This is a genomic window from Pediococcus argentinicus, from assembly GCF_001437605.1.
GTDB classification, from domain to species: domain Bacteria; phylum Bacillota; class Bacilli; order Lactobacillales; family Lactobacillaceae; genus Pediococcus; species Pediococcus argentinicus.
In genome coordinates this window covers 16117-36326 of record NZ_JQCQ01000017.1, presented here as the reverse complement: position 1 = coordinate 36326, position 20210 = coordinate 16117, and the positions used below count along the sequence as shown (strand labels likewise).

The following is a 20210-nucleotide window of genomic DNA, read 5'->3' as shown; positions in this document are numbered from 1 at the left end:
GAACGTGGTCCGCGCCGTAATATTCTAACTTGTTATTATCATAGTGACGCAAGCCGGTAATTGCGTCACCATTGCTACCAAAGTAATACAACTGATTTCCCTGACTAGCATAACGATTACGATACTGAACATGATCTGTGCCATAATATTCTAGCTTGTTATTACCATAATGACGTAAGCCAGTTATTGCGTCTCCGTTGCCCCCAAAGTAATATAACTGGTTGTTGGCAGCAGTTAAGTAACGGTTACGATATTGGACATGATCGTTTCCATAGTATTCGAGCTTGTTATTACCATAATGACGCAGTCCTGTAATAGGTTGTCCGTCATTACCGTAGTAATATAATTTGCTACCTTTCCATTGATACTGATTACGGGTCATTTGTTTCGATTGGATTTTGTAAGTTATAGGCTTGATTTTCATTGCAGCTGAACTAGTGGCCATTAGTCTTACTTGTGTAGCTGGCTTCGTGTTAGGTGTGGCTGCAGTTACCGTAGTTAAGTTAATGTCAGCTTTTTTGGTCGTGGTTGCTTGGCGATTTACTGCACTTGAAGCAACTGATGTGGCCTTGTTGGTATTCTCGGTACTTGCTGCTGATTTGACTGCTGTGTTACTTACTTGGCTAATAGAACCAGAGGCAGCACTAGTTGTGTGAGCTTTTGCCTCATGGCTTTTGTTATTACTGGAGCTTACTTTTTGGCCCGTTTGGTTGGCGGCACTCGAAACAGCCTCGGTAGTAGCGCTTGAGGTAGCAGTTACTGCTTGACTAGTGTTTGAGTTGGCAGTTTCGCTGTCCGCTTGACTGAGGATACTCGAAGCAGCCTTGGTGGTTGTACTTGAGGTAGCGGTTGCTGCTTGACTAGTATTTAAGCTGTTTGTTGCACTATTGGGTTGGTGAGCGATATTTGAAGTAGTCTTAGCGACCTTGTTAGCCGTAGTGGAAACTGTATCTGCTTGAGTAGAATCATTGCTTGTTTTTGAATCAGCACTGACGGTTGTCCGTGTGACTGTGGTTGCTGTTTTAGCTACAGTTACTGTATCAGCGTGCGCAATTTGATCGTTGATGATTGCGCTGCCAACAAATGAACAAAAAGTCACTCCGGCAACAAGCCACAGTTTACCTGACTTGTACAGTTTATAATGCACAGTCCTTTCGGAATTTAATGGGTTGTCTGTTTCTAAGTCCATAATTATATCCCCTGCTTTGTATAATTGATGAGTTTCAACTTATATAGTAATTATAACACTCATGGTGGATGTAAGCTGATTCCTGAGACGACTTTTAAGAGAGCGTATAATGAATAAGGTAGATTGTAAAATTAATCCGACGCTGTTCGGACAAAAAAGATCAGCTTCCCTTAAAATGGTGTTTACCACAAACCCATCTTTTAGGAGCTGATCTTCTGTCTAGTATAACCTATTCTGAACGAATTAAAATAGAAACCTTTTGTGAACTAGGCCTGTCCAATATCCAAATGAGCGATCGCCTAAAACGATCACCTGCCACAATTTCTTATGAATTAGCTCGATGTGAACCTTGCCAGGCCGAAGTGGCCCAAACAGATGCCTTATCACTCGCTGTTACTGCTTTTGCGGCATAATTTAAGACAATAACTTTTTAAAAAGACTATAACAAATAGCCTTTTTTGTTTTGCGCAAATTTTTATAATTAGTTCTATTTTTAGGCTTTCAAATAAAATAATATTTGTAAATTATTAGAAAGCCAAGGTAATTATATGGATAATGCTAAAGGACTAAAAAAGCTGTCCTTAAGCGGAGCTGTCTTATCCGCATTTACTGGTTTAGCCAGTGTCAGTATGAATAATGCCAGTACTGTTCATGCATCAGTAATTGGAACTTCTTTGGTTTCAGACAAATAGCAAACAAATTTATCTGAACAACAAAAAGCAAAATATGATGAATCAAAAATCAGATCTGAAATTTCAGAATTTCTGCATCGTCACAATTATGATTCAAATTCCGCTACAGATGATGGTCGAACCAGTCAGAACCTATTTGTATTAAAAGATAAATCCGTTTTTAGTGGTCATGAATCGGGAGATTCTGATCAAGATATTGCAAATCTCGAAAAAGCAATTACTGATGCTTACTCAGGTAAAGCAAGTTGGCATAGCCTATATGTAGCAGCAATTTATCGGCAAATCTTTATGAGTGACAAATTAAGAAGGGCTTTTCATGGTCAGCAAAGCCATTTTGAAAAAACGATGGGGATTAAGTTAGAGTGGCATCATTTATTAACTGGAATGCAAACGACTGTGCTCCTTACCGTAGTTTTTTTATTAGGAATAGCAGTTTTACTAATTGTTGACTTAATTCGAAGCAAGGAAAATGTGAGAACGGTTGATTGAGATAGCAACTATGATGAAACAAGTAGACCAATGTTTTGTGATTATTGATTAAGCATTCCAAGTGAATTGCGAGGGATCAATAATGCCTATAAAAATCCGATTAAATTGGAATCTGCCTTAATTGCATCGGCACGCAGTCACATTACGATATTGGCCTAGCCAATAAACTATGCTGGATTAAATTGATTTTGGATAATTTTTAACATTACAATTTTTTCAAGATTAGTCTACCCTCAAGCAACATTTTGTGCATCAAATTCCCCCCTTTTTCATTATGAAAAGTTGTTCCATACTCAGACATAAGTTTAGAAACAGAATTAAATTGATTCCGTTTTATTTTTTGTTCTTTACTCTCATCATAAATAGAATAGTAAAATACCAAAGTAATGTTATTATCATAAATATTATAATAGTCAAAAATCGATTGAAAATATGAGTAATCAGCTGGAGCAAGTGAATGTCCATAAAAAGCTATAGTTTTAACGGTTTTGGGTAATAATTTATCTTGTTTCTCACTCGCTAAAGTCATTATTCGGTAAGTTTTTGTAAATCTAAATACTGGACTATTAGGGCTTATATTTTTGGAATCAATCCCGATTATTGGATGATCTTCAAGTTTTCCATGTATATTTCGTGTTATATTACACGAAGAGTCGTTTGTACAGGGGGTTGTATAGTTAAAGGACAACAAATTATAGCATTCATTATGAGATAATTTATTTAATAGTTGTTGACTCTTTTCTTTGTACTTTTCATCTTGTAATGTTTTTAAATAACCGTTGAAGTTTTTTTCAAATTTCTTTAATTCGTCAAATAAAAAGTCGTAAAGATATCTTTCGGATTGTTTTTTAATATCATATTTTAAATTATTTAACAGAACAAATAATAAAATCAATGTTTCTCGGTCTGCTGTAAAATCTTCTTTCAACTTCTTAATTTCTTCAGTAAATGACGCTTCAACAAATGATCTAGGTGTTAAATATTTAAGCCTAGCTATCATATCTAAAGATTTTTCAAGATCAGGTTCAGGATGTGTTTTATGACTTTTTATCGTTAATAGGTTGTTTAGAAAGTATTCTACATCTGCCCAGTTATTAAGCTTTCCTTTGTGAAAGTAAAAATAAAAATCCCAAAAAGAAATATTCTTTAACAACGAAGCGGTAAAAATCGATAAAAGCGATCTTAATATTCACGCTCAAAATGATCAGACTGTTTCCATTTCTTGCGAATTTTCATGTCTTCCCAAAAATATCGTTATAGATAGTACTCAACATACTAATTTGAATGATGAGTATCTAGTAAATAAAAATGGTAATCTTGAAATTAAAAAAGTTTATGATTTTTCAAAAAAACAATAACCCCAGAAATATTTGCCATTACAAATTATCCAGATAATCCAGAACTAGCCGATTTATTATATTTAACGCATACTAAACTAGTTTCAGTTTTAAGAAAGTTACCTGACTCTATACAGGACTCAGTGGAATCACTTGTTGCTAACGATCCAAGTGTATCAGAAAAGCGGTTACAATATAACGGATATGAAAATGCAAAAAGAGCTCTAATATTAGAGCTCTTTTACATTACTAGAATGATTTAAGGCTTATAAACTATTATTAAAACCCGGAAATTACCGATCTACCCCCAGTGAAATTAAATCATGTAACTGTTTAAAATCAGGTCTGAGGTCATAAGCGTGAGTGCTGGCTTCCATGACCACTTTTATTTCTTGTTTAATTCTCGCTGTATCTTCCTCATCAGTGTAACTGATCCAATTTATGTGCTCTAGCCAATCAAAGTAGGCGTGCTTACCTTTTCCATAACTGTTTCCCATTAGTAAACAAGGGGTTCCTGTGAGAACTGAGAATACCATTGCGTGCCATCGATCAGTAATGACTATTTCTTGGCCTGAGAATAGACTTAATTCTTTTTTAAATAATTCTTCGCGAGTATTCGGCGTAATCGTCTTAACTGTGTCTAAAACAGTATCCGTAAATTCAATAGGTTGGTGGGTGCTCAGCAAAGCTTTTATATTTTGAATAACCGTATCTTTAACGACTTTTTCACTATCCCGTCTGAGAACAAATAAGGATCCTTGACGTGTTAATTTTTTTTCATTCATAGGCTGCATATATAAAACCATATCAGGCGTAAAAATAACTTTATTGTTGAAGGTTGTCTGCATTCTATGATAACTTTGGGCATCTCGGGCTACTAACACTAAGTTTTGGTTCTTTTGGTAAGCTGCTTGACTTAACTTTTGTTCATAAATTCCAGCTTCATTGTCTTCAAAATGAATAGATTGTGGGAATGAGATAGTTAGGTTATTAGTGAAAGTCGAAAAAACTTTTCTACGTGCTCGCTCGTGATTAAGATAAAGATTGCCCATATTCCCACCACCAGTAAAAGCAACAATATCCTGTCTAGTTATGCATTGTTTAACAATGGGAATAGCAGCGTCATCATCTTCCTCTACTATTTCAATATATTGGTACTCAGGAAACTCAGCTTCAATATACTTTCGTTCAGCTAATGAGATTGCTTGGTCGCCAAGATTGGTGTAGCTAGGAACACCAAACATAAAAAATTTCGGCTGATCATTTTTAGGCAATTCGTTTACAACGTTATTAGGGTTAATATAAAAGTTGGCCATATTATTTTCCTCATTTCATTTTTATTTGTCGGAACTTTCCTGATAGGATTTTTTTATTTTTTCTTGATTAATAACAGTCAATGAAAGAAATAAACTGCACCCATTTGTTATGGCAAATACAAAAAAGACTGTAGCTGTTCCTAAAGCATTAATTAGCAATGGATAAACTAAGCTAATTGAAAAGTTAGTAATCCATGTAGTTGCTGTCGCAATTGACATAAATCTAGCTTTGACACTATTAGGAAATATCTCGGCCATAATCAACCAAGTGACAGGGCTAACAATACCTTGATGATTAGCTAGAAACAGGATAAGCATTATTAGGACCAAAGTATTGGTTACTCCCCGTGACAGCATGGTTGTATGCATGACAACACCCAACAATGCTAGAAAGATAATATTGCCTACTAATCCAATTTTTAGCATTTTTAAGTGGTTGTGATTAGCAATTATTCTGGTCCCAAAGATACTAGCAAGGACAGAGGCCAAACCAATTAATATATTCGCATACAAAGAGCCACGCTCGCCCATACCAACCTTTTCTAATAAGATAGTGCCATAGTACATAACTGTATTAATTCCTGATACTTGTTGAATCAAGGCAATGATTATTCCGATTAAGAGTAGGTAGACTAAGCGGTTATTAGTTAAAATTTGATTCCAAGTTAAATTTGTTTCTGTTCTGATACTTTTTTTGTGCCCATCAATGATTCGGTTAGTAGTTTGTTTTTTGAATCCTAGTCGATGAGCTAAATTACGTGCTCTTTTTAAATGCCCTCTTTGCACTAACCAGTTAGGACTTCCAGCAATATTGAATGAATTAATCCACAACATAATAGAGGGGACACACGCCATTAAAATCATCACGCGCCAAATTGGACTCCAACCACCCCATAGGCTACCTAGAAGGGCATTCATAATAAATGCTGCTAACTGTCCTAAAACTATAAATATTGCATTCTTATTGACGTTGTTAGCACGTACCTCTCTGGGAGATATTTCTGCAAGATACATTGGCGAAAGACTAGAGGCGGCACCAACAGCTAGCCCCAGAATAAATCTAAACGCGGTCATAAAGATATAGTTGATTGATAACGCACAGCATACAGTTGCAAGCGTAAAGATAACGGCAACCCAACGTAGCGTAACCTTTCTGCCATATTTATCGGCATACTTCCCACACAGGAATGCACCAAGGCAAGCTCCCAGGACTAATGAGCTTGATACGATTCCTTGACGGGAAGGAGTAAGATTTAATTGACTGGTCTTGCTCATAAAAGCCAAAGCGCCGTTGATTACACCAGTGTCATACCCAAATAGAAATCCTCCTAAAGATATGACGTAAACACTGTAATTTAATAGCCCGTATTTACTTTCATTTCTTTTTTGCATAGCTAATGCTTTCACTTCTTTCAGCTCGATAATAATTATAGTGCTCGAACACTAAAAATTGAGGTGACTTATTTATTAAAAAAGGCCAGTTACTACAGTAACTGGCCAAGCCAATAGCGGTCATAGATTCATTTAAAACAATTGCAAAAATTTCAATAAATATTTGCAGAAACAAAAAATTATTTTGTGCTACGGCTTAAAAAGAAAGAAACAACTGCTACAACCACTACCGCGCCTATAATTGACGGAATAATGGCCATACCAGCAATATTTGGCCCCCAACTGCCTAAGACCGCTTCACCAAGTGATGAGCCAACTAGGCCAGCAATAATATTACTAATCCAACCCATAGCTGCGCCCCGATTGGTGATGGCACCAGCAATTGCTCCAATGACTGCACCAACAATTAAAACCCATAACCAATGCATAAACTTTCACTTCTTTTCTGGGAACAAATGTTCCATAATAACTACAAGGACAATATACACTTAATAAGTAGGCAATACAAGGCAGTTGTTCGTGTTTTTGGGGATTTTAACTAAAAACTTCAAGTTGTAACCCGATCATCTAATATTTTGAATTAATTCTTATATTCACTTTATGCCTAACCATTAGAACACATATCTCCAGTTAAGCTCGGTGGATTACTATGTGTTAAATTAATGATTATCAGCTCGTATTATTAGATTTACAATATGGAACTTCGGTCAGATCAGCTGACTTAGTCTCATCATCTTTCCTTAATGAAAGGTAGATTGCAAATTTAATCCGAACACTGTTCGGACAAAAAAACAGCTTCCCTTAAAATGGTGTTTACCACAAACCCATTTTTTAGGAGCTAATCTTTTGTCTAGTATAACCTATTCTGAACGAATTAAAATTGAAACCTTTTGTGAACTAGGACTGGCCAATGCCCAAATGGCTGAGCAGTTAAAACGATCGCCGTCCACGATTTCTTATGAATTATCCCGCTGTCAACCTTATCAAGCTGAGTTGGCGCAAGCGAACGCTGAATCTAAGCGGGCACGATGTGGTCGGAAAACTAAATTGAATGCCAAATTAAAGCAAATCATTCTAAACCATTTACGTCTAAGCTGGTCACCAGAAGTGATTGCTCATGAACTTAAACTAGCTACTAAATCTATTTACAATTGGCTATATCAGGGGAAATTTGAATTTTCTTTGAGTGACCTACCTGAACATGGTCTACGCCAACGGCGTAACCTTGACCAACGTTCTAAATATAATCAATCATTAGGACGTTCAATTGACCAACGACTAATTATGATTAACCAACGTAACCGCATCGGTGATTTCGAAATAGATACGGTGGTTGGCCCTCGCGGGCATAGTAAGGTCGTTTTATTAACTTTACTTGATCGTAAATCACATTTTCTTTGGGCGTATCAATTAAAAGATCGGACAGCAGCAGCTGTTAATGAAGCCCTAACGCAGTTCCTGGCAACTTTTAAGGGGCCAGTACACAGCTTTACTGTCGATCGCGGCACTGAGTTTAGCAAGCTAGTGTCATTTGAATCACAATACGGTATTCCAACCTATTACTGCCATGCTTACACACCAGCTGAACGCGGCAGTAATGAACGATTTAATCGGAACTTACGTTATTTTTACCCTAAGGGGACTTGTTTTGAGCACATTAGTGCTCAAGATTTAACCACGACGTTACTCGAAATTAACCAGCGCCCCCTTAAAGTACTTAACTGGCAAACACCTTACCAGGTTATGTTGACCAATTTGTCAAAAAATTCGGATTAAATTTGCAATCTACCTTATCGAAATTAATGATTTATTTGAGCTGTGGAAGCTAAACGCGGTTCTTGATCTCTCTTAAAATCTGTCTCACGTATTGACTACAATCCAATCTAAGATTCTTACGAGAGTGTCATAAACGGCTCCAGCTCAATAATAACAATACAAGCAAAATAACAGCTAACGAGGCCTGTTTAAAAAAAATGCTAATGTTTTTGCTAGAAATTGTGCCATATAATGCAACTAAAATAATGTACATCATAATTCCTAATAGAAGTTCAGACATGTTCTTGGAAACGAATACCGCATATAAGATAGCCATACCAATTAAACCATTATAAATACCCTGGTTTTTCAATAATAATTGGACATTCGAATTGGTTAGGTCATTCTTAGTCATATGGAAAGTTTTCCCTGTTTGCTGAGAAGTTGTAGCAAACGTTTCTAAATACATAATAAACATAAATTCTAGAGCAACTAAAATACCCATAGCTTTAATAATTAATCCCATTGTTTTATCCCCTATCTGTTCTGATCATTATATGATAATGTTGGTCATTTAACCAATAATTGATCTTCAGTTTGAAGCCCAGAAATTATCAGCTCTTGATAACTCTTCCAAGTTCTTTTGCTAATAATGCCATTAAGTTAATCCGGATAAAGTTGTAAATTCAGAGTTTACCCTAAATGGACAATAAACGTTATACTAAGAATATAGGAAAAGACTGAGATTCTATCGGGCACGGTAAGCAATTCTTGGATCTGTTAAAAATGTCTAATTTGAGTGTCTAATCTGTTACCGATAATGTAGGGTCAAATTCCGAGAGGAGAAGTCGTGATGAAAATTGGGTATGCCCGCGTTAGTTCAACTGATCAGAATTTAGCACGTCAAATCAAAGCACTTAAAAAAGCTGAGTGTGAAAAAATATTCGAAGAAAAGCAATCGGGAAAATCAACCGAAAATCGACCAGAATTACAAGCAGCCATTGCGTATGTTCGACAGGGCGATACGCTGGTCATTGCGTCCTTGGATCGTTTGAGTCGTAACTATGATGATGCCAGTGATATCATCAAGCAGATCAGGGACAAACAAGTTAAAATGGAAGTCTTAGATGCGCCATTTCTGTCGATGCGCACTGGCGATTCAGATATGGATAAATTTATGTTTGACCTGTTAACCAAGCTGCTAGATTATATGGCCCAAACGGAACGGAAGAAAATTCGTGAGCGCCAGCGTCAAGGAATTGAAATCGCCAAAGCCAATGGGAAATATCGAGGGACGCGGCCCGCTTACGCCGCAGACGCACCTAACCCACAAAAACGGTTTATCTACCGCCGTATCGTTGATCAATTAAGAAACAAAGCAACCGGTGCCCCAATTAGCTATCGTGCAATTGCAGCTGAAACCGGTGTATCGGTGCAGACAGTAATTAATATTAAAGATCGGTTGGTATAGCTGTTAAATAAGCGGTATCTGAGCACACGTTCGTCATTTTGGATGAACAGATGATGAACATCTATACACCTCTCATGGTCAGATGGTTTATGAACATAAATTATGTTATTTCAGTTATAGATAAGAAATAAAAGGAGCCACAACTGTTTAGAACGGTCGCTACAAATTATTGGTTTAGTTGATAAAACTACTTATAACTTACAAAAACAAGATGTAGTTAGTGGGGCGCTCGACATTGGAGCAGGAGAAAGTGTGGGGATTATGCCAGTCATGGAGACGGCCCAGCAAATCATGCGTCAATACCCCGATGTTCGTGTTAATCTTCGGAGTGCGGATGAGGAACCCATCTTAGCTGACCTCGATGCAGGCATTTTAGAATTTGGCATTATTAAGGGAAATCGCCCTCTTAATAATTACAACACTTTGGTTTTACCAGCTAAAAATCATTGGTGCGCCATCATGCGAGCAGATGAACCGTTCGCCCAACAGGAAAAAATCCGACCAATTGATCTAGTCGGTCGTCCTTTAATTACTTCGCGTCAGGCTTACAAACACGGTTTATTCCAAAAATGGAGTAACACCCTTTATGATCAACTTAATTTTGTGGGAACTTTCAATTTGGCTTTTAATGGTAGTTTACTAGTCAAAACGAGAGCAGCAATTGCACTTTTATATGATCAACTTGTGGACGTTTCACCAGCAAGCGGTTTTCGCCCGCCCGCTTAATCCTGACATGTCAGAAGCGAACACACTCATTTGGAGTAAAAATCGAAATTTACCCAATTTAAATCGATTATTTTTAGATACTTTACAAAAAATTTAGCTCAACAAGGAGGCTCTGATGCCTAAATATACCGTTATTTATAATGAAGATGCTGGAAAAAATGATAATAAATCCATCGCTGAACGTTTTCAGCAAGCGGCTGAACGATTGAAGCGATCAACCACCTTAAAGGCCACGTCTAGTCGTCAAGAAGCGCTCGATTATGTAGTTGATCATATTGATCAACTGGATACAGTTATTACGATTGGCGGAGATGGCTCCATTAATACCGTGTTTTCAGCCTTCCTTAAGGCTAAAAAATCAGTCAAAGTGGGAATTATTCCTGGTGGTACCGTCAATAATTTTGCTAAAGCACTCAAAATTCCTCAAGATGAAGAAGCCGCTTTTGATACCATTCTTAATGGTCATCTCCTCGCTGTGGATTTGGCCCATACTGAAGACCGTGCCATCATTAGTAGCCTTACACTTGGAACCCTTGCTGATATGGCCCGCTATGTCGGACAAGATGAAAAGAAAAAATGGGGACCTTTAATTTATTTGAGTAAAGGAATTCGCCAGCTAATTGCTAAAAAATCTTACCAGATTAAAGTTAGTACTGCGGATGGCAACCATGTCTATCGCACGCGCTTTCTATTAGCAACCACTACCAACTCAGTGGGTGGTTTTACTAATTTTGATACATCTGCATCTCCAGCAGATGGGAAAATTCACTTAGTTATCCTGAAACATTTTTCATTCATGCGTCTTTTAGGATACATAAGTTATTTCTTAACTGGACGTTTTCGGGATATCAAAGATGTTGATCAACTTACCGCTCAGGAAGCTGAAATTTCTGCCGTTGATTCACACTTGAAGGTTGAAACTCGAATTGATGGTGATCCTAGTGACCAACTCCCCATCAAACTGGGCGTAGAGCAAGGCTTCGTTCAAGTTATGGTACCTAAATAATTTAACTCAAAATAAAATGGACCAACGCAATCAAAGCGTTGATCCATTTTTTATATTATCGAACCACAGTTACCGTGATGGGAGCATACTTCGCCATGTAGGCTGCTTGGCTACCAAAATGTCGTGCTAACCCTTTTTTAGACTCTGCGCCAACCACTAACAAATCGGGTTGGACAGCTGGAATAACTTCTTCCACAATGGTCTCGCCCGGATCGCCTTCCGTAACGAGGATGACGGTCAAACAGCACTCGATGGTCTGAACGGCGTGACAACACCCTCTATATGCAACAAGATGCCTCTGATGAAGCTCGCTTTAAAGAAGTTTTTGATGATACTGTTTCTAAGTTTGGTAAGCTTGATATCATTGTCAACAATGCTGGTATCGCCATTGCGAAAGATGTTGAGCACACCACATCTGACGAATGGCATCAATTGCTGGGAATTAACTTGGATGGTGTTTTCTACGGAACAAAGTACGGCATGATTGCAATGAAGGACCACGGTGGCTCCATTATCAACATGTCCTCCATTCATCGGTGACCCACTATTGGCTGCTTACAATGCATCTAAAGGTGGCGTTCGCTTATTCAGCAAGTCTGCAGCGTTGTATGCCGCAAAACAAGGTTACGGCGTGCGCGTCAACACTGTGCACCCTGGGTACATCAAGACACCACTAGTGGAAGCCCAACCAGGAATGGAAGAAGCTCAAACAAAATTAACACCAGTTGGTCACATCGGTGAGCCTGATGATATTGCAAACATCTGTGTTTACCTCGCTTCCGACGAATCTAAGTTCGCTACCGGATCAGAATTTGTCGTCGACGGTGGCTATACTGCTCAATAAAAAATTCAATTTCATTTTTATGCGTTATAAAAGCCCAACTCTGACGAATTGGGCTTTTTGCGCTTTATTGATTAAATTTTAAACTGATCTGAAACTGGTTCGTTTGCGATTTCTGTACCAGCGTCAGGACCTGCATTAAGACTCACAATTCGGTCAACGGAAATGACAACCGCTGCAATTAAATCAGGCAATTGATTGTCCACTGCATACTGATGAGCCGCCTCAAATACGGGGCCATCTTTATAGATTGTTGCGTACCCTTCAACTCGCAGCCCAATCTTACCTGGATAAGGATGAACGGCAACGGCTATCTTATGGTTTGCCTGCAAATTGTGCCAAGCTTGGCGCCCAGTTTCCTCATTATAGATTAAATGTTCATCGTCCATGACTCTCAGCGTGCCCTTTGGACCAATTTGTGGATTTCCATCCTCATCAACGGTCGCAATAAACGGAAACGCTTGTGAAATCAAATCCTTCATTTCGGATGTCAACTTTGCCATACTGAAACCTCCTCAAACTTAATTGAATCCAGTATATAAGATATCACCTCGTCACGCAATTTTTCTGTTCTCTAGTAGCGATTCTTTATTACTTCCCCTGTTCACGCATGATGATCATCGCTAACCCAATACCAGTTAACAGACCGAATGATTCATTTACAGTGACCGAAAACGCATCTGGATGGATGTAAGCTAGTTCCTGAGACAACTTTTAAGAGAGGGTATAATAAGTCAATCGTCTCTTAAAAGAAAGGAATTTTTACATGCCAACTCATTATGACAAAGAATTCAAACAGAATATTATCAATCTCTATAAACAAGGTGAATCCGCTGCTCAACTTGCCAGAGAATATGACATTGGCTATTCCACTGTTCATAAGTGGGTCCAAGCCCAAACTCAAAACAAGTCAGGTAAGACCCCTGATGAGATTAAAGCAATGGAGGAACGCTTAACTGCTTTATCCGGGGAGAACGAAATCTTAAAAAAAGCCCTCGGCTTCCTTGCGCAGAGATAACCGATATCTTTGATTATATCCAACAAGAAAGACAAAATTACCAGGTAACTAAGATGTGCCGAGTCATCGGGGTTTCAAGAGCGCATTACTATCGCTATAAAGCCCACAAGCCCTCAAAAAGAAGTCTGGAAGACAAAGATCTGAAACAGCGGATCTTCAGCATCTTCGTTGAATTCAAACAAAGATATGGCGTCATGAAGATTCACTATGAATTAAGTAAGGAACTTCAACCTCTGCAGCGCCACTGCAGTCCTCGCCGAGTCTCTCGGCTCATGAAGGAGATGGATATTCACTCGATTACAATCAAGAAGTGGAAGGCCACCTCTTCCTACAAACAAGCGATTCAACAGCGTCCCAATCTGCTTAAGCAGGATTTCTCCACCACTGGCTTAAATCAGAAATGGACAACTGATATTACTTATATTCAGACTAAGCGTGATGGTTGGTGTTACTTATCAACCATCACGGATCTGCACTCCCGTCAGATTATCGGGTATTCCTTTTCTAAAAAAATGGATACCAAGCTGATCATGAAGACACTTGAAAGTGCCGTTCAGAATCGGACAATTACTGAAGACCTCATCATTCACAGTGACCTGGGTACGCAGTACACCAGCGATGAATATAACAAACGCTTAAATGAACTACATATCCACCACTCGTACAGCCGTAAGGGTTGCCCGTATGACAACGCCCAATGGAATCTTTCCATGCTTCACTCAAAAAGGAATGCGTTTACCCAATTCCAGTTTTTGAAAATTATGAAGCGGCAGCTTCAGTCCTCTTTGAATATGTTCATTCCTTCTATAATAGGAAAAGAATTCATAGTTCACTCAGCTACCAGACCCCCTTGCAGGTTGAAATCACAACGATTGCGAACCAAATGGCCGCATGATTTAATGCTTTCCATGGTTCAAATAAGTTATTAATCGAAATTAATGATTTATTTGAGCTGTGGAAGCTAAACGCGGTTCTTGATCTCTCTTAAAATCTGTCTCACGTATTGACTACAATCCAATATGTTCTATTCTTAGATCACCCATATAGAATGGGAGAAACTATACCCTATAATTCTTATGGAACAGATAGGCTTAATAGTTGCAGTATGCATAGGAACTATGCTTATCCCATCAAGAGGATATTTGAAATCAAGCCCTCTATAGAATTAACAACCCTTAGGAAGATTGGAATCACTCCGCCACAAAATTATTTATATGTAAGCAAAAACAAACAACTGGTCGATTTATTAACCAATAGAGATTTTACTTGTTTTGAACAACTAAGCTTATTCAAAAGTTTCTAATAAGTCTAGAACTTGGTAATTTAGACCACTATTGATAATAGATTGACAAACAGCCATTAGGGTATACCCTAGTGGCCAGATTAGTTTAGTCAAATAAAATTTTTGATTGGTTTCTTATAAGTGCATATAATTGCATTATCATTACCTGTCCTGCTACACTTACAGTAAAGGTGGTGATGATTTGCGTTTTATATTTAAGGTTTTAATAGTAGTAGTTATCATACTTACATTCCCTTTGTCCGTAGTTCTTGTCTTTAAGAATTGGTCAACAGCCATTGGCACTAGCACCCCCGTGTCATTAAAGTTTGATTGGTTAGATCATTACGAACCGATATACCTTTTTTGGAGTGGAGTAATTCTGGCGGCGGTGTTAATTATTTTATTGCTTATCGCACTTTTTTGGCCACGGTCACAGTCATTATATCTTCATCAAAAGTCTGATGGTCAAGTTACCATCAGTAAGAAAGCTATTGAGCACTTTGCTCTTTCAGCACTTCAATGTGAACCCTTTATTGGTGACCCCAAGGTATCAGCTAAGTTATCACGGAAAAGGATCACACTTAAAATATCGGGTGATCTACTAAATTCAGTCAATGCCAAGAAACAGACTGCAAATTTTCTCAATCAATTAAAAAAAGATTTGCGTATTTGTCTTGGAATTTCTGAACAGAAAAGAATCAAAATCAGACTCGTTGATTTTAATGAGTCGGGCGATAATGGGCAACAATCTCGAGTTGTCTAGGAGGTGATAACGTGACCGAACTCATTAAAGCCTATTTTTGGCCACTAATTGGTGGAATTATAGGATTGCTCTTAGCGGTCCTTATCATCACTTTTGGATTTTTCAAGACGCTTTTTGTTTTGATTTTTATGGTAATCGGGATTACTGCGGGTTATTATATCCAAAAAACTGGTATCTTAACAAATGTTTTTAAATAGCTGTTTGAATTATAAGGAGGAAAAATTATGCAGAACGGAACTTCAAGTGAAAAAACAACCAACGAAAAGTCTGGCATTAAAGGCAATTTAACATTTGATGACAAAGTTATTCAAAAAATCATTGGTATCGCACTTTCTGAAGTAGATGGTTTATTAACCGTAGATGGCGGCTTTTTCGCAAATGTTGCTGAAAAACTAGTTAATACTTCCGATGTCACATCGGGAATTGATGTAGAGGTTGGAAAAAAGCAGGTTGCAGTAGATCTCGACATTGTTGCTGAATACGGCATTGATATTTCTAAACTATATGACAAAATCAAAAATGTTATTGTTCGTGAAGTAAAAAGCATGACCGACTTAGAAGTAATTGAGGTGAATGTGAATGTTGTTGATGTCAAAACGAGGGAGCAACATGAAAAAGATTCGATTTCTCTACAAGATCGCGTTAGTGATGCTACAGATAAAACGAAGGAAGCAGTCAGCAAGGGTGCGAAAAAATCGAAGGAAACATTAAGTGACAGCGTTGATAAGGTAACGCCTGACAATAAATCTAGTCGTGTTAATTAAAGGAGAGAGTAACTATGGGACTTATTTGGTCATTAATCGTCGGAGCAATCATTGGTGCAATTGCTGGAGCAATAACTAATCGTGGTGCTGCTATGGGCTGGATTGCAAACATCGTAGCGGGCTTGGTCGGTGCATGGATTGGTCAAGGGCTTCTTGGCACTTGGGGGCCTTCATTAGCTGGTATGGCACTGATACCATCGATCATTGGTGCAGTTATTTTAGTTCTGATTGTTTCATTAGTTGTTGGTCGAACCAGTAAAAAGTAAGGGGGATTTTATGGACGTCTTGAAAAGTGTATTTAAGTTTATGATCGCTTCTACGCTCATTGTAGGTGGTGTTCTCATCGGTGGCACCGTCTTCGCTGCTAAGAAGGTAGATGGCATTGGTGATAAATTGCAACAAAAATTACATGGATAATTAGCCAAATTATCTATATTAGGCATCTTAGAACTTAAATAATCGGGTAATTGAAGATCCGTTAATCAAAATTTCAATTGGTACGATAATCTTTTATAAATATAGATGGGAATTTTTCGATAATTAATAAAAGCAGGCACTTTTTTTCGTAGGTGCTTGCTTTAATTTTATATTTGGTTAAAGAGCTAGTCTGCCTGTATAATAGATCAAGTAGAGAAGTTAAGGCGGTGGCTATTTCCAATCGGAGGTGGTGCTTATGGTGTTAAACCTTTAAAGCCCATAAATCCTAACGAAAGGAGTAGCCTAAGTGTCCGTTGCGGACGCTTTACAATTAATGCTGGCTTTCGGTACGTTTATCGTGGCCTTAATCGCATTAATTGTTGAGCTGATCAAAAGTCAGCAAAAAAAATATCCGCCTTAGCTCTGGCAAGCTAGCGGTTATTAAATATCGTTAAAATCTGTCACCGTCTTAAACGACTCTACATGGGAAGTCCTGTTCTAGCAGGGCTTCCTTTTTCTATACATATTATAGCATGACTATAACTGACTTTCGAATATTTTTAATCAGCTTTCTCGCAGTTTAAGGGAACACATGTTTGCTTTATGTGCTAAAATACAGGTAAAAGCTAATGGAAGTGATCAACTTGTTTACTGATGATGAACCGCATGGCGTGTTCTTTCTAATCGACAACAAAAGCTTCTATGCTAGTTGTGAAGCTGTTGCCCGGGGACTGAACCCCTTAAAAGTGCCTTTAGTTGTCCTTAGTGAAGCTCAAAACACTAATGGCGGCCTAATTTTGGCTACTTCACCTGAAGCCAAGCAATTATTTCATATCAAAGCTAATGTCTCACGTAAACGTGATTTACCTAATGATCCGCGTCTGTGGGTTGTCCCACCACGCATGAACCTCTATATCGAACGTAACTTGCAAATTAACCAAATCTTCCACCAGTTTACGACTGAAAAAGAAGTTTGGCCGTATTCAATTGACGAAAGTATTTTGGATATGACCCATTCATGGCGGCTTTTTGGGCAGTCTGTCCGTGAAGTAGCAAGGTTGATTCAAACTACGGTGCGGCAAAAATTAGGCTTATACACCACCGTTGGCATTGGTGATAATCCGACCCAAGCTAAGCTTGCCCTTGATGTGTATGCTAAGCATTCCGCTGACTTTATTGGTGAAATTCATTATGAGACTGTCCCACAAAAGATCTGGACGATCAATGACTTAACTGCTGTCTGGGGGATCGGTGAACGAACAGCTAAACGGCTAAACCGCCTAGCTATTCACAACATGTACGAGTTAGCCCATGCCAATCCTTATTTGTTGAAACAAGCAATGGGAATTATTGGCACCCAATTGTTCGCCACTGCCTGGGGAATTGATCGAGCACAGGTTACGGAACCCGCTAAAGTCAAATCAGCAAGTCTAGGAAATTCACAAGTATTGCCACGGGACTATCTTAACCAAGCAGAAATTGAAACGGTCATAAAAGAAATTGGTGAACAAGTGGCTGCTCGGCTACGACACCACCATAAAATGGCGGGGTGTCTGTCGCTAAGCATTGGTTTTTCTTACGCTGCGGCCGCAGCCGATGGCCGCGGTGGTTTTCATCAGACTTTAAAAATTGAACCAACCAATGATAACCAAGTTTTAACGCGACAACTATTATGGTTGTTCCGCAAAAACTGGGACAGTCAAGCTGTCCGAAATATTGGGGTTTATAGCAGCAAATTAAGTGCCAACACCGGCCAACAGCTTAGCTTATTTGAGCCGGCAACTACCCAGATTAAGGCTAGTCGGTTAAACCAAGTGATTGATGAAATTCATCGCCGCTTTGGCTTCACGAAGTTAGTTTATGCCACCAGCTTGTTAAGGGGCGGTACAGCTATTGAACGCGCTTCACTCGTCGGTGGTCATAATGGGGGCAATAGCTATGAATAACGATGTAGAAATTATTATGGGACGCTTAACCTTGCTGTTTAAGCGCCAGTCACGCACCCGTTACTGGTTGATGATCGCTAACGATCCTTACGATCAGACCTACAACGTATTTTTTAACAGTCAACGGGCTAACGAGCGCTTGCAATCCGTTCCTTTACATAAATTAGCACACTATAATTTAGCTGATTTAGAGACGCTACTAAAAGCTTTGCGACAAAAGATTAAACTAACGATCGAATTTGTTGGCTTTACTGGTGAACGCTGGCCTAAAAGTCAAAAGTTAATTCAACGAAAGCGGGTGCCCCTTGAATAGCCAAGACTTTGACTTAGATACGGTTAAGCATTTCTTTGAACATGATTATCACGACCGGGGCATGATGAAATGGCAGGGGTTCTATTTGTCCGATCATACCGCTGCCCTAAACCAACAAAACCAGCAGTTGAATGCAGTTTACGTCCCACGACCGCAGCAATCCTTAGCAGAACTGACGCAAGTGCTGGACGACGCGTATCAAAGGCAACAACTGGTAACGATTCAGCTAAAAACGGTTGACCAAAATAACCGCCATTTGCCGGATATAACGACTTTGATTCATGGCCACAATGCTAATGATATTGTGATTGATTCTGATTGCTTTGTCCCACTACAAGAAATTCGCAATGTGGCATACAAAAAGACGGAGAAGCTATAAAAATTAGCTCTCCGTCTTTTCTTAGCGCTTTATTTGCTGTTGTTCATTTTGTCTTGGCTGTGTGATCTTTGGATTTTGTCTCACAAAATTTTGCAACTATTTTTTAGCTCAACTGCTTATTTCTTGGTACACTATATCGAGTTTGATTTAATTGATAACATTTTGAGGATTACCTGATAGATACGCCCTTACATTAGCAATGGTTATATTCAATAACCGTTCTCTTGTTTCGTACGGTGCCCAAGCAATATGTGGCGTAATATAGCAATTTTTTGTTTTTAGCAAGGGACTGTCACTATCAATTGGTTCTTTTTGAACAACGTCAGTAGCGTATGCGTAAACCTTATCTTCATTCAAAGCTTTCTTAATATCGTCCTCATTAACCAGTTTGCCTCGAGCTGTGTTTAGCAAAATAACACCGTTTTTCATTTTTGCAATCGTGTCATTATTAATTAAATGCATTGTCTCCGGCGTTTGAATTACGTGCAAACTAATAACATCTGATTTCTTTAAAAGTTGATCAAGAGACACTTGTTGAACCCAAGTTTCAGAAACTTTTTTAGGGCGATTATTATAAAAAATGACTTTCATAGAAAAGGCGTGTCCTATTTGGGCAACCTTTTGAGCAATATGGCCGTATCCGATTAATCCTAAAGTTTTGTCTTTTAATTCTAATAGCGGCTTATCCCAAAAAGTAAAGTCAGGTACCTGTGACCATTTATTTTCATGAACAAGCCGATTATGCAAGCCAACCTGACTTGTTGCTTCTAATAGTAATGAGAAAGTAAATTGTGCTACTGCATCACTAGCATATGTGGGAATATTGGTTACTACGACTTTATTTTTATGAGCACTTTTAATATCAACGACATCGTAACCGGTTCCCATAATTCCAATATAATTTAGCTTCGGAACTTTACTAATCACGTCGTCATCTAGCGGAGTTTTATGCGTGATAACAATTTCAGCTTCACTAATTCGTTTTATAATTTCATTCTGATCATTAACTGGTGTACGGTCATAAAAAGTACATTCGCCTAAGTCTTGCAATAAGTGCCAATTTAAATCTTTATTTAGTTCATAACCATCTAAAAGAACAATTTTCATCGTGAGA

The 20210-nt window shown here is 38.4% G+C and carries 25 protein-coding genes and 3 pseudogenes; 19 read left to right on the top strand and 9 right to left on the bottom strand.

Annotated features, from left to right (window positions below):
- Positions 1-1189 (bottom strand): KxYKxGKxW signal peptide domain-containing protein (locus tag IV88_RS05355; RefSeq protein WP_236698609.1); only part of this gene is annotated, 1189 nt, incomplete at its 3' end.
- 215 nt (positions 1190-1404) lie between these two features.
- On the opposite strand from IV88_RS05355, the pseudogene IV88_RS09220 reads away from it, so the two are divergent.
- The 3 genes and pseudogenes from IV88_RS09220 to IV88_RS09100 all read left to right on the top strand — a co-directional run.
- Positions 1405-1569 (top strand): annotated as a pseudogene (locus tag IV88_RS09220) (helix-turn-helix domain-containing protein); the annotation flags it as partial.
- Between the two features lie 168 nt (positions 1570-1737).
- The gene (locus IV88_RS09215) at positions 1738-1881 is read left to right on the top strand and encodes a hypothetical protein (RefSeq protein ID WP_157059327.1); all 144 of its coding nucleotides are present in this window, start codon (positions 1738-1740) and stop codon (positions 1879-1881) included.
- Positions 1882-2169: 288 nt separating this feature from the next.
- Entirely contained in the window at positions 2170-2370 is a 201-nt protein-coding gene (locus IV88_RS09100; protein ID WP_236698608.1) for a hypothetical protein, read from the top strand.
- A 205-nt stretch (positions 2371-2575) separates the two neighbouring features.
- On the opposite strand, the gene IV88_RS05350 is transcribed toward IV88_RS09100, so the two are convergent.
- From IV88_RS05350 to IV88_RS05335, 4 genes are all read right to left on the bottom strand, one after another.
- Entirely contained in the window at positions 2576-3523 is a 948-nt protein-coding gene (locus tag IV88_RS05350) for an AbiH family protein (protein WP_057799527.1), read from the bottom strand.
- A gap of 477 nt (positions 3524-4000) precedes the next feature.
- Positions 4001-5023, bottom strand: a complete 1023-nt coding sequence (locus IV88_RS05345) for a polysaccharide pyruvyl transferase family protein (protein WP_057799525.1) — start codon at positions 5021-5023, stop codon at positions 4001-4003.
- Between the two features lie 21 nt (positions 5024-5044).
- On the bottom strand, positions 5045-6415 hold the full coding sequence (locus tag IV88_RS05340) for a sugar porter family MFS transporter (RefSeq protein ID WP_057799531.1): 1371 nt from the start codon (positions 6413-6415) through the stop codon (positions 5045-5047).
- A gap of 179 nt (positions 6416-6594) precedes the next feature.
- Positions 6595-6843, bottom strand: coding sequence for a GlsB/YeaQ/YmgE family stress response membrane protein (locus IV88_RS05335; protein WP_057799523.1), 249 nt, complete (start codon positions 6841-6843; stop codon positions 6595-6597).
- Between the two features lie 418 nt (positions 6844-7261).
- Between IV88_RS05335 and IV88_RS05330 the strand changes: the two genes are divergently transcribed.
- Entirely contained in the window at positions 7262-8191 is a 930-nt protein-coding gene (locus IV88_RS05330) for an IS30 family transposase (protein WP_057799520.1), read from the top strand.
- A gap of 127 nt (positions 8192-8318) precedes the next feature.
- Here IV88_RS05330 and IV88_RS05325 read toward each other — a convergent pair whose 3' ends face one another.
- Positions 8319-8696, bottom strand: coding sequence for a DUF1304 domain-containing protein (locus tag IV88_RS05325; RefSeq protein ID WP_057799518.1), 378 nt, complete (start codon positions 8694-8696; stop codon positions 8319-8321).
- A gap of 327 nt (positions 8697-9023) precedes the next feature.
- On the opposite strand from IV88_RS05325, the gene IV88_RS05320 reads away from it, so the two are divergent.
- The 3 genes from IV88_RS05320 (at position 9024) to IV88_RS05310 (ending at position 11373) form a co-directional block, all read left to right on the top strand.
- A complete protein-coding gene (locus IV88_RS05320; protein WP_057799516.1) occupies positions 9024-9641 on the top strand; it encodes a recombinase family protein in 618 nt (205 codons plus the stop codon).
- A 261-nt stretch (positions 9642-9902) separates the two neighbouring features.
- Positions 9903-10367 (top strand): LysR substrate-binding domain-containing protein, encoded by a 465-nt coding sequence (locus IV88_RS05315; protein WP_236698607.1) that lies wholly within the window; start codon positions 9903-9905, stop codon positions 10365-10367.
- 115 nt (positions 10368-10482) lie between these two features.
- Positions 10483-11373: a diacylglycerol/lipid kinase family protein gene (locus IV88_RS05310; RefSeq protein ID WP_057799515.1), complete on the top strand. Its 891-nt coding sequence runs from the start codon at positions 10483-10485 to the stop codon at positions 11371-11373.
- A 55-nt stretch (positions 11374-11428) separates the two neighbouring features.
- Here IV88_RS05310 and IV88_RS05305 read toward each other — a convergent pair.
- Positions 11429-11602, bottom strand: a pseudogene (locus tag IV88_RS05305) (universal stress protein); the annotation flags it as partial.
- On the opposite strand from IV88_RS05305, the pseudogene IV88_RS05300 reads away from it, so the two are divergent.
- Positions 11537-12217 (top strand): annotated as a pseudogene (locus IV88_RS05300) (SDR family oxidoreductase). The pseudogenes IV88_RS05305 and IV88_RS05300 sit on opposite strands and share 66 nt — an antisense overlap.
- A 71-nt stretch (positions 12218-12288) precedes the next feature.
- On the opposite strand, the gene IV88_RS05295 reads toward IV88_RS05300, so the two are convergent.
- Positions 12289-12717 carry a pyridoxamine 5'-phosphate oxidase family protein gene (locus IV88_RS05295; RefSeq protein ID WP_057799513.1) on the bottom strand — a complete coding sequence of 143 codons (429 nt, stop codon included), beginning with the start codon at positions 12715-12717 and terminating at the stop codon, positions 12289-12291.
- Between the two features lie 263 nt (positions 12718-12980).
- On the opposite strand from IV88_RS05295, the gene IV88_RS05290 reads away from it, so the two are divergent.
- The 11 genes from IV88_RS05290 (at position 12981) to IV88_RS05245 (ending at position 19096) form a co-directional block, all read left to right on the top strand.
- Positions 12981-13232, top strand: coding sequence for an IS3 family transposase (locus IV88_RS05290; RefSeq protein WP_057799511.1), 252 nt, complete (start codon positions 12981-12983; stop codon positions 13230-13232).
- Positions 13178-14161 (top strand): IS3 family transposase, encoded by a 984-nt coding sequence (locus IV88_RS09210; protein ID WP_307725022.1) that lies wholly within the window; start codon positions 13178-13180, stop codon positions 14159-14161. Before IV88_RS05290 ends, IV88_RS09210 begins: the two co-directional genes overlap by 55 nt.
- A 555-nt stretch (positions 14162-14716) precedes the next feature.
- Positions 14717-15277 carry an alkaline shock response membrane anchor protein AmaP gene (gene amaP, locus IV88_RS05280; protein ID WP_057799509.1) on the top strand — a complete coding sequence of 187 codons (561 nt, stop codon included), beginning with the start codon at positions 14717-14719 and terminating at the stop codon, positions 15275-15277.
- Between the two features lie 11 nt (positions 15278-15288).
- Entirely contained in the window at positions 15289-15474 is a 186-nt protein-coding gene (locus tag IV88_RS05275; protein WP_057799507.1) for a DUF2273 domain-containing protein, read from the top strand.
- 27 nt (positions 15475-15501) lie between these two features.
- Positions 15502-16041 carry an Asp23/Gls24 family envelope stress response protein gene (locus tag IV88_RS05270; RefSeq protein ID WP_057799505.1) on the top strand — a complete coding sequence of 180 codons (540 nt, stop codon included), beginning with the start codon at positions 15502-15504 and terminating at the stop codon, positions 16039-16041.
- Positions 16042-16055: 14 nt separating this feature from the next.
- Positions 16056-16307 (top strand): GlsB/YeaQ/YmgE family stress response membrane protein, encoded by a 252-nt coding sequence (locus tag IV88_RS05265; protein WP_057799504.1) that lies wholly within the window; start codon positions 16056-16058, stop codon positions 16305-16307.
- 10 nt (positions 16308-16317) lie between these two features.
- Positions 16318-16458, top strand: a complete 141-nt coding sequence (locus IV88_RS09340; protein ID WP_147165296.1) for a hypothetical protein — start codon at positions 16318-16320, stop codon at positions 16456-16458.
- A 334-nt stretch (positions 16459-16792) separates the two neighbouring features.
- Complete coding sequence (locus IV88_RS05260) at positions 16793-16879, top strand: putative holin-like toxin (RefSeq protein ID WP_420806206.1); 87 nt, start codon at positions 16793-16795, stop codon at positions 16877-16879.
- A 223-nt stretch (positions 16880-17102) separates the two neighbouring features.
- Positions 17103-18404, top strand: a complete 1302-nt coding sequence (locus tag IV88_RS05255; RefSeq protein ID WP_057799529.1) for a Y-family DNA polymerase — start codon at positions 17103-17105, stop codon at positions 18402-18404.
- Positions 18397-18717: a hypothetical protein gene (locus IV88_RS05250; RefSeq protein WP_057799500.1), complete on the top strand. Its 321-nt coding sequence runs from the start codon at positions 18397-18399 to the stop codon at positions 18715-18717. The genes IV88_RS05255 and IV88_RS05250 overlap by 8 nt, the downstream gene beginning before the upstream one ends.
- Positions 18710-19096, top strand: coding sequence for a hypothetical protein (locus IV88_RS05245; protein ID WP_057799498.1), 387 nt, complete (start codon positions 18710-18712; stop codon positions 19094-19096). The genes IV88_RS05250 and IV88_RS05245 overlap by 8 nt, the downstream gene beginning before the upstream one ends.
- Before the next feature lie 147 nt (positions 19097-19243).
- Here IV88_RS05245 and IV88_RS05240 read toward each other — a convergent pair whose 3' ends face one another.
- Positions 19244-20203 carry a D-2-hydroxyacid dehydrogenase gene (locus tag IV88_RS05240; RefSeq protein WP_057799496.1) on the bottom strand — a complete coding sequence of 320 codons (960 nt, stop codon included), beginning with the start codon at positions 20201-20203 and terminating at the stop codon, positions 19244-19246.
- Positions 20204-20210: the final 7 nt, after the last annotated feature.

Coding starts and splice junctions, on each gene's coding strand:
- IV88_RS09215 (WP_157059327.1), top strand. CDS start 1,738: ATGGATAATGCTAAAGGACTAAAAAAGCTGTCCTTAAGCGGAGCTGTC.
- IV88_RS09100 (WP_236698608.1), top strand. CDS start 2,170: ATGAGTGACAAATTAAGAAGGGCTTTTCATGGTCAGCAAAGCCATTTT.
- IV88_RS05345 (WP_057799525.1), bottom strand. CDS start 5,023: ATGGCCAACTTTTATATTAACCCTAATAACGTTGTAAACGAATTGCCT.
- IV88_RS05340 (WP_057799531.1), bottom strand. CDS start 6,415: ATGCAAAAAAGAAATGAAAGTAAATACGGGCTATTAAATTACAGTGTT.
- IV88_RS05335 (WP_057799523.1), bottom strand. CDS start 6,843: ATGCATTGGTTATGGGTTTTAATTGTTGGTGCAGTCATTGGAGCAATT.
- IV88_RS05325 (WP_057799518.1), bottom strand. CDS start 8,696: ATGGGATTAATTATTAAAGCTATGGGTATTTTAGTTGCTCTAGAATTT.
- IV88_RS05320 (WP_057799516.1), top strand. CDS start 9,024: ATGAAAATTGGGTATGCCCGCGTTAGTTCAACTGATCAGAATTTAGCA.
- IV88_RS05315 (WP_236698607.1), top strand. CDS start 9,903: ATGCCAGTCATGGAGACGGCCCAGCAAATCATGCGTCAATACCCCGAT.
- IV88_RS05310 (WP_057799515.1), top strand. CDS start 10,483: ATGCCTAAATATACCGTTATTTATAATGAAGATGCTGGAAAAAATGAT.
- IV88_RS05295 (WP_057799513.1), bottom strand. CDS start 12,717: ATGGCAAAGTTGACATCCGAAATGAAGGATTTGATTTCACAAGCGTTT.
- IV88_RS05290 (WP_057799511.1), top strand. CDS start 12,981: ATGCCAACTCATTATGACAAAGAATTCAAACAGAATATTATCAATCTC.
- IV88_RS05270 (WP_057799505.1), top strand. CDS start 15,502: ATGCAGAACGGAACTTCAAGTGAAAAAACAACCAACGAAAAGTCTGGC.
- IV88_RS05265 (WP_057799504.1), top strand. CDS start 16,056: ATGGGACTTATTTGGTCATTAATCGTCGGAGCAATCATTGGTGCAATT.
- IV88_RS09340 (WP_147165296.1), top strand. CDS start 16,318: ATGGACGTCTTGAAAAGTGTATTTAAGTTTATGATCGCTTCTACGCTC.
- IV88_RS05260 (WP_420806206.1), top strand. CDS start 16,793: ATGCTGGCTTTCGGTACGTTTATCGTGGCCTTAATCGCATTAATTGTT.
- IV88_RS05250 (WP_057799500.1), top strand. CDS start 18,397: ATGAATAACGATGTAGAAATTATTATGGGACGCTTAACCTTGCTGTTT.
- IV88_RS05240 (WP_057799496.1), bottom strand. CDS start 20,203: ATGAAAATTGTTCTTTTAGATGGTTATGAACTAAATAAAGATTTAAAT.